The sequence below is a fragment of the Neobacillus drentensis NBRC 102427 genome (genome assembly GCF_001591445.1).
GTDB classification, from domain to species: Bacteria; Bacillota; Bacilli; order Bacillales; family Cytobacillaceae; genus Neobacillus; species Neobacillus drentensis.
In genome coordinates this window covers 1-6,526 of the sequence record NZ_BCUX01000101.1, presented here as the reverse complement: position 1 = coordinate 6,526, position 6,526 = coordinate 1, and the positions used below count along the sequence as shown (strand labels likewise).

General features: G+C 35.6%; 8 protein-coding genes. 6 read left to right on the top strand and 2 right to left on the bottom strand.

Going from position 1 to position 6,526, the window contains the following annotated elements:
• The first annotated feature begins 78 nt into the window (after positions 1 to 78).
• The 3 genes from BDR01S_RS24035 to BDR01S_RS24020 all read left to right on the top strand — a co-directional run bounded on the left by BDR01S_RS24035 (position 79) and on the right by BDR01S_RS24020 (position 1,905).
• On the top strand, positions 79 to 534 hold the full coding sequence (locus tag BDR01S_RS24035) for a GNAT family N-acetyltransferase (RefSeq protein WP_066259977.1): 456 nt from the start codon (positions 79 to 81) through the stop codon (positions 532 to 534).
• 140 nt (positions 535 to 674) lie between these two features.
• A complete protein-coding gene (locus tag BDR01S_RS24030; protein WP_066254183.1) occupies positions 675 to 1,127 on the top strand; it encodes a GNAT family N-acetyltransferase in 453 nt (150 codons plus the stop codon).
• A 394-nt stretch (positions 1,128 to 1,521) separates the two neighbouring features.
• The gene (locus BDR01S_RS24020; protein WP_066254189.1) at positions 1,522 to 1,905 is read left to right on the top strand and encodes a DUF1398 family protein; all 384 of its coding nucleotides are present in this window, start codon (positions 1,522 to 1,524) and stop codon (positions 1,903 to 1,905) included.
• A 163-nt stretch (positions 1,906 to 2,068) separates the two neighbouring features.
• On the opposite strand, the gene BDR01S_RS24015 is transcribed toward BDR01S_RS24020, so the two are convergent.
• Positions 2,069 to 2,938, bottom strand: a complete 870-nt coding sequence (locus BDR01S_RS24015) for a cation diffusion facilitator family transporter (RefSeq protein ID WP_066254192.1) — start codon at positions 2,936 to 2,938, stop codon at positions 2,069 to 2,071.
• A gap of 229 nt (positions 2,939 to 3,167) precedes the next feature.
• Positions 3,168 to 3,770: a hypothetical protein gene (locus tag BDR01S_RS24010; protein WP_066254195.1), complete on the bottom strand. Its 603-nt coding sequence runs from the start codon at positions 3,768 to 3,770 to the stop codon at positions 3,168 to 3,170.
• A 223-nt stretch (positions 3,771 to 3,993) separates the two neighbouring features.
• On the opposite strand from BDR01S_RS24010, the gene BDR01S_RS24005 reads away from it, so the two are divergent.
• The 3 genes from BDR01S_RS24005 to BDR01S_RS23990 form a co-directional block, all read left to right on the top strand.
• Entirely contained in the window at positions 3,994 to 4,392 is a 399-nt protein-coding gene (locus BDR01S_RS24005; protein ID WP_066254198.1) for a VOC family protein, read from the top strand.
• A gap of 508 nt (positions 4,393 to 4,900) precedes the next feature.
• Positions 4,901 to 5,938, top strand: coding sequence for a DnaD domain protein (locus BDR01S_RS23995; RefSeq protein ID WP_066259979.1), 1,038 nt, complete (start codon positions 4,901 to 4,903; stop codon positions 5,936 to 5,938).
• Positions 5,935 to 6,526 (top strand): DnaB-like helicase C-terminal domain-containing protein (locus BDR01S_RS23990; protein ID WP_305802430.1); only part of this gene is annotated, 592 nt, incomplete at its 3' end. The genes BDR01S_RS23995 and BDR01S_RS23990, both read left to right, overlap by 4 nt.

Sequence of the window (6,526 nt, the reverse complement as noted above, 5' to 3'; positions counted from 1 at the left end):
GTTTAGTTGAACAAAATATAAATCTGTAGTTTAATTTATTGCAGATCATTCAAAAAATAGGGGGGACTTAATTTGGAAATGTGGATTAATAAAGGCTTTTCAATTTCTACAAATAAAGAGTATTTAGATTTAACATTAATACATACCTTCTTGAGTCAAGAAGCCTACTGGTCAAAGGGGATACCCAAGCAAATAGTAAAAAAGGCTATTGAAAATTCTCCGTTATGTTTTGGAGTTTTTAAAGGTGAAGTAGGTAAAAACGTTATTGAACAAGTTGGTTTTGCAAGGGTAATTTCTGATTTAGCAACTTATGCCTATCTATGTGATGTGTTTATATTGCAAGATTATCGGAAATTAGGGTTATCAAAATGGTTAATGGGTATTATCACAAACCATTCTGAATTACAGGTAGTTCGTAGATTTATGTTAGCTACTAATGATGCACATTCATTATATAACCAATACGGTTTTGAACAGATAGTTAATCCAGAACTATTTATGCAAAAGGTACTTAAAAATCCATATCAACAATAAAAACTCTTCTAACGATTGCAAGAGATCAAGATCCAGCTGCCATTAGCGGCTTTTCTTGTTTCACTAACGGGGCGAGTTAAGTTCAACAAGAATTGAATGGTAAAATGAAATCAAAATATAGTTATGTAGGGGAGAGTAATATGGTTATTCGCAAACTAAATATAGATGAAAAGCCCCCAATGGATTTTTTGTTATTAGCTGACCCTTCTAGAATAATCTTTGAGGAATATATGCAAAGGGGAGAATGCTTTGTAGCTGAAGATGATGGGCAAATTATTGGGTCTTATGTACTTCTCCCGATAAGACCTGAAACCGTGGAGTTGGTGAATATTGCAGTAATAGAAACCTTGCACGGCAAAGGCTTGGGGAAACAACTAGTAATGAATGCAATTGAAGTAGCTAAGTCCAATGGTTACAGAACCATAGAAGTCGGTACTGGAAATTCTAGCATCGGACAATTAGCCCTATACCAAAAATATGGTTTTAGAATTACTGGCGTTGATATAGATTTCTTCATTAGGCACTATTCAGAAGAGATTTTCGAAAACAGTATACAGTGCAGGGATATGATCCGATTATCTCAAGATTTGTAGAATGATAAAAGAAATCCTTGTTGAACGGGGTGCATTCCTTAAATAATAATCAAATGCAGGGAGACGTGTATGAAAGAAGTTATTATGTCTGAATTAGGCAAAATAGTGGGATTAAAATTACAGGACGCAGGAAGAGCATCTAACCTATTTTGGCTGGGTTTTGGGGATATAATTCAAATTATTAGAAGATGCAAAACCCAAGAATCAGCAGAATACGCACTACATATTCAATGTTCGATTTTTGATTGCATTTTCAGGTTTTGCAACAGGAACGGAACCCGTTATATGTAAACGAGTAAATGTAACAATTTTACAAGAATAAGAAGTACCTTCGAGGTTAGAATGATGATGTTGAAGGGATAATATTGAATGGATTCGAATCGGAGGTATATGGATGAATGACAAACTAACAGAAAGCGAGTTTCAAGAGATAATCCGCAGAAGAAGTAACGGCGAGATAAGCTTTCCCCAATTCTTAGATGAATTGACCCAAAGAGGCATTAATGAATACGAAATCGATGTTGCTACGGGCCAAGCCACATATATGGGAGTCCATTCGGAGTTTAAAACAGATTCTCAAGTAAGTTTGGTAATCTCAAATCAATTTAATAGAAATAGGGTACTTGAGGCAATCGCTAACATCGCACTCCCATTTTTAGACTTCTTAAAAGAGATTGCTGAGGCCGGAATTGTTTCCTATCGTGTGTTCATACCAGAGAAAAAGGTTAGTTATATTGGTATTGGAGGAGAAGAAATCGAAGAACGCCTTAAAATTTAGGTTCTGTTAAATATGAGAATGGTTTTAGAGGAAATAAATTAGTGGATATATGATACGAAAAAAAATAACCATCAAACGGATGGTTGTAATTAGTTTGATGGTTGTTTTAAAAGAAAACGAGGGCTTAACCTTTCTCATGCCATCTAATTATGTATACTATTGATTAATTTGGCTCTACATGAACATGAACATCATATACGCCATATTCTTTCGTCATGACTTTTTCAACAAAGGTAGCAATATCATGTGCTTCTTTAATACCTAGCGTAGAATTAACAAGAATAACAACATCTATTACTTCATTATTCCCATAGTTTCTTCCTTTAATTTCTTTTACTCCTTTAACGCCATCCAATTCTTTGATGACATCGTTATAAAGATGGATTTTATCTTCATCGAAACCGTCCGAAAGTTCGAGGGATGCTACTCGAAAAATGTCCCAAGCCGTTTTACATATTAACATTCCTACAGCAATTGCAGTGACACTATCTAGCCAAGGCATATTTAATTGTGAACCGAAAATACCTAAGGCTGTTCCTATACTTACCCAGGCATCCGAAATGTTATCTTTTGCAGCTGCCATGATAGATTTGCTATGAATTTTAAGAGCTAAGTTCTTGTTGTATCGATAAACAAAATACATAACGAATGCTGAAAAAACACCAACATATGCTGCCATAACATCTGGTGACTCTTTCGTTCCTTGAAACATAGAGGTACTAGCTTCAATTAACACTTGAAGACCAACCGCTACCATGATAAAGGAAGCGATCATTGACGCAATCGTTTCGCTCTTCCAATGTCCGTATCGATGGTTTTTATCCGGGGGTCTTTGCGATATCTTTAGTCCAACGAGTACAGCAATAGATGCGATGATATCGGTTGTATTATTTAGACCATCTGCTTTCAAAGCAGCGGAATCACTTACATATCCAATAACTAGTTTTAAGATTGAAAGACATATATAGGCAATGATACTAATAATAGCTCCACGTTCACCTAATTTAAGATCATTATACTTTTCCTGTTCCATTCCAGTTCCCCCACTCAAAGCCACGTGTCAATGATAACAGGTAAAATACGGGTGGGTCTAGAGCAATCTTTTTGCACGGTTTTATATAAATAAGGAACATACAAATAAGTTGCACAAGGGAAAAAACTTATCCTAGAATATTAAACGTTAGAGGACTAGAACTTACCATTTCGTTCCTGTAACGGTTATTTATGACTACTACGGGCGGACAAAAAAAACTCTACAACAATTAGTTGTTTATTATTTTCGGCAGCATTTCGGTAAAAATCTCGATAAACATATTTACTAGCATTAGGATGGCTGGAATGGAAAGAATGGCAAAGCTAAGGTAGGCAAGTTTCAGCCTGCCTTTTGATTGGTCGAACCATTTTGTAATGTACTCAATCACTAAGGCAAGAAGGAAGGATCCGATAAAAAACGAGGCCGAAAATAAGGCTATTCCTAACGGTGCTTGTGGTCCAAATAATTCATTGTTTGGGTTGGACAGAAACAAAGGAGTTCCATAAACAATTAACAGTAACAAACCAAATAAAAACCCTTTAACCAGCCAGCTTTTCCTGGAATGATGAAAAATGAATGTATAGCAGATACTGTTTGCTAAGGTTATAGCAATACCGAGAAATACGATTAGGAGTGTTCCTGACCAATGAAATCCACTCGCCATTTGAGGAAAAAAATAAGCAATGATACCCATAACTAATCTTAAAAAAAACCCAAAAATTATCCCTGGAAAAAGGGCTGCGATATAACCAATACCATATATCTTTGCTGCTCTTGCCCAACGATTGGAATTGGCTTCCTTTACCGCCTCACTGTTTAACTGTCCATTCATGACAATACCTCCTTACTTAATTGTATTTAATAACCCAATATTTAATATATTCAGAGTTTTATGTCCTAATAAGAGAAATTTTAATTTAGCAAAGTCTAAAGCCATTTATGCAAAATTTATATAAGATTTTGTATAGGAAAATGCACCCCTATAAAAGAATGGATATTATCATACAAGTTGAATTATAATTTAGAAAATAGATACTAAAAGGAGTAGATTTATAATGGAAAAGGTCTCAACATTTTTAATGTTTCAAGATGGCAAAGCAGAAGAAGCAATGAATTTTTACACATCTCTGATTGAGGATTCAGCAATTACAAATATTGTTCGATATGGTGCAAATGAAAGTGGGGATGAAGAAACTGTCATGCAAGCTACTTTCACCTTAAAAGGTCAAGAATTTATGTGCATTGACAGTAATGTAAAACATAAGTTTTCCTTTACACCTTCGTTCTCAATATTTGTTACTTGTAATACTGAAGAAGAACTTGACCATCTTTATCAGCAACTGAACGAGGGTGGACAAGCACTTATGCCATTAGGAGATTATGGTTTCAGTAAGAAGTTTGGCTGGCTAAATGACCGTTTTGGAGTTTCGTGGCAACTAAATCTACCTAAATAATATGAAGACCGAAGACGTAATTGGTCTTCTAAAACTTCAGAAAAAATACAGTAGATTTTGAAGTAGAATATATCAATAAAAAATTAACAGAGATGGACAAAAGACTTTTTAATCTTGAAAAAATGGTTGAAAATTAAATATAAAAGTGCCAAGCACCTATCAAATTTTTGGTTGATGCCAGGCACTTTTTTTGTTCACAAAAAAAGGGTGAAAAATGATCAAAATTGCAAAAAACGCCTTCAAATATCAAATTTGATGGCGTTTTTTGACGTTTACGTGCTAAAAATGCCCTCAAATGTGATATTTGGTGATTCGCTTTACTCCGCCAAACTCGATATCTTAGAGAAGCAAAGGAGGTGGGTTTTCACCTAAATCCGGCGCAAAGGACAAGGTGATGAAAAGATGTCATAAAGTATTCACATTCAAATGAAAATTCTATGACCTTTTTCTTCATTTATTTATATATAAAGTATGAAGGAATTTATTAGGAGAAAGGCAGTGGTTGAGGATGGCAAAGTTTAGAAAAGTGCGTATGGATTTTTGGATGGATCCAATGGTTTCGGAGGAGATGACACCAGAGGACAGATACTTTTATCTATATCTTTTAACGAATCAGCGTAGTACTCAAATAGGAATCTATCAAATTACGAAAAAGCAGATGGCATTTGATATGGGCTATTCCATTGAAAGTGTTCATTCATTAATGGAACGATTCATCGGGCATCACAAGCTGATTCGCTACAATCCTGAAACGAGAGAGCTTGCAATTAAAAACTGGGGGGAAAATAACTTTGATAAAGCTGGTAAACCAATGATGGATTGTATTTTTTCAGAATTAAAAGCGGTTAAAGATGTGTCATTAATTCAATATGTTTCAGAGTTGGTTCAAAAACAAGAATTCCGCAGCCTCTATGAATCTTTTTGTAAAAATGAAGAGTTTATTTTCAGCAATAAAGTTAGTGACCAAAATGTGATTGTTACCGATCTAACTCCTGAATGTGAAGAGATTGACGATACGTTGACCAATCCATATACGATACGTGGACAAGAAGAAGATAAAGATAAAGAGAAAGAGAAAGAGAAAGAGAAAGATAAAGAGAAAGATAAAGATAAACAACAAGAAGTTCCTTATCCCCAAATGGAGAGTAATCCAAATAGTGACGATACCTTACATAATAACCAAAAACTTGTAGATGTGAAAGAAATTATTGAGTTTTGGGACAATAATGGATTTGGTTTTTCTAACATGAATGCGAAAGAGCAGCTATTAGCCTTGTTAGATGATTCTAGATTTATACAGCCAAAAGCTGTGATTTTAAAAGCAATGAATATTGCATGTGCGAATAACAAGCGAAGGCTGACCTATGTGGCAGCTATTCTGAAAAACTGGGAAAATGAATCCTTACTGTCCCTAGAAGAAATTGATTCACATGATGAGAGCCAAAAGTCTGTACAAAAGCATAGGAAATCAACGGAATCGTTTTCTCGAGGAAGAGATATCCCAAGCGGTTTTGACCTTGATATTACGGCAGGTGAAGACTGGTGAGTATTGCAGAAAAAGCATTTTTAGGAAGCCTGATGAAGGCTGAATATTTACTCAAGGATACCGTAGTCAAGCCTGAACAGCTGGAAAGTATACGGCATAAAGAATTAATGCGGAGGATGCTGGAATTAACCCAGGCAGGCAGGAATATTGATTTAATCACCTTTACAACCTTACCTGACCTAGAAGTATTTGGCGGGATGTCCTATCTTTCCGAGTTGTTAGCGTATGCCGATCTCGAGAAGTTCGACAATATGGAGAAGCTTATCCTTGATTTGTGGAAAGAACGAGAAAAAAGGAACATCTTAAAACTGGCCGCCATGAATGATTGGGAGATTGTGAAGGTCATTTCTGAATTGGATAAAATTAACCAATTAAAAGTGGAGGATCACACGTCGTTAACACAGGCGTTGTCAGAGATCTATGAGGCACCCTGGGAAGATCAAAAAGAGCTGATAACCGCAACAACAGGTATCCAAAAGCTCGATGTTTTGACGGGAGGTTTTCAGGATGGAGAAGTGACGATCATAGCCGCAAGACCATCGATGGGAAAAACCGATGTGATGCTACATTTTTCCAAAATGTCGGGCT

Bases quoted from the DNA above. Each gene is read 5' to 3' on its own strand.
- BDR01S_RS24035 (WP_066259977.1), top strand. From the start codon at position 79: ATGTGGATTAATAAAGGCTTTTCAATTTCTACAAATAAAGAGTATTTA.
- BDR01S_RS24030 (WP_066254183.1), top strand. From the start codon at position 675: ATGGTTATTCGCAAACTAAATATAGATGAAAAGCCCCCAATGGATTTT.
- BDR01S_RS24020 (WP_066254189.1), top strand. From the start codon at position 1,522: ATGAATGACAAACTAACAGAAAGCGAGTTTCAAGAGATAATCCGCAGA.
- BDR01S_RS24015 (WP_066254192.1), bottom strand. From the start codon at position 2,938: ATGGAACAGGAAAAGTATAATGATCTTAAATTAGGTGAACGTGGAGCT.
- BDR01S_RS24010 (WP_066254195.1), bottom strand. From the start codon at position 3,770: ATGAATGGACAGTTAAACAGTGAGGCGGTAAAGGAAGCCAATTCCAAT.
- BDR01S_RS24005 (WP_066254198.1), top strand. From the start codon at position 3,994: ATGGAAAAGGTCTCAACATTTTTAATGTTTCAAGATGGCAAAGCAGAA.
- BDR01S_RS23995 (WP_066259979.1), top strand. From the start codon at position 4,901: ATGGCAAAGTTTAGAAAAGTGCGTATGGATTTTTGGATGGATCCAATG.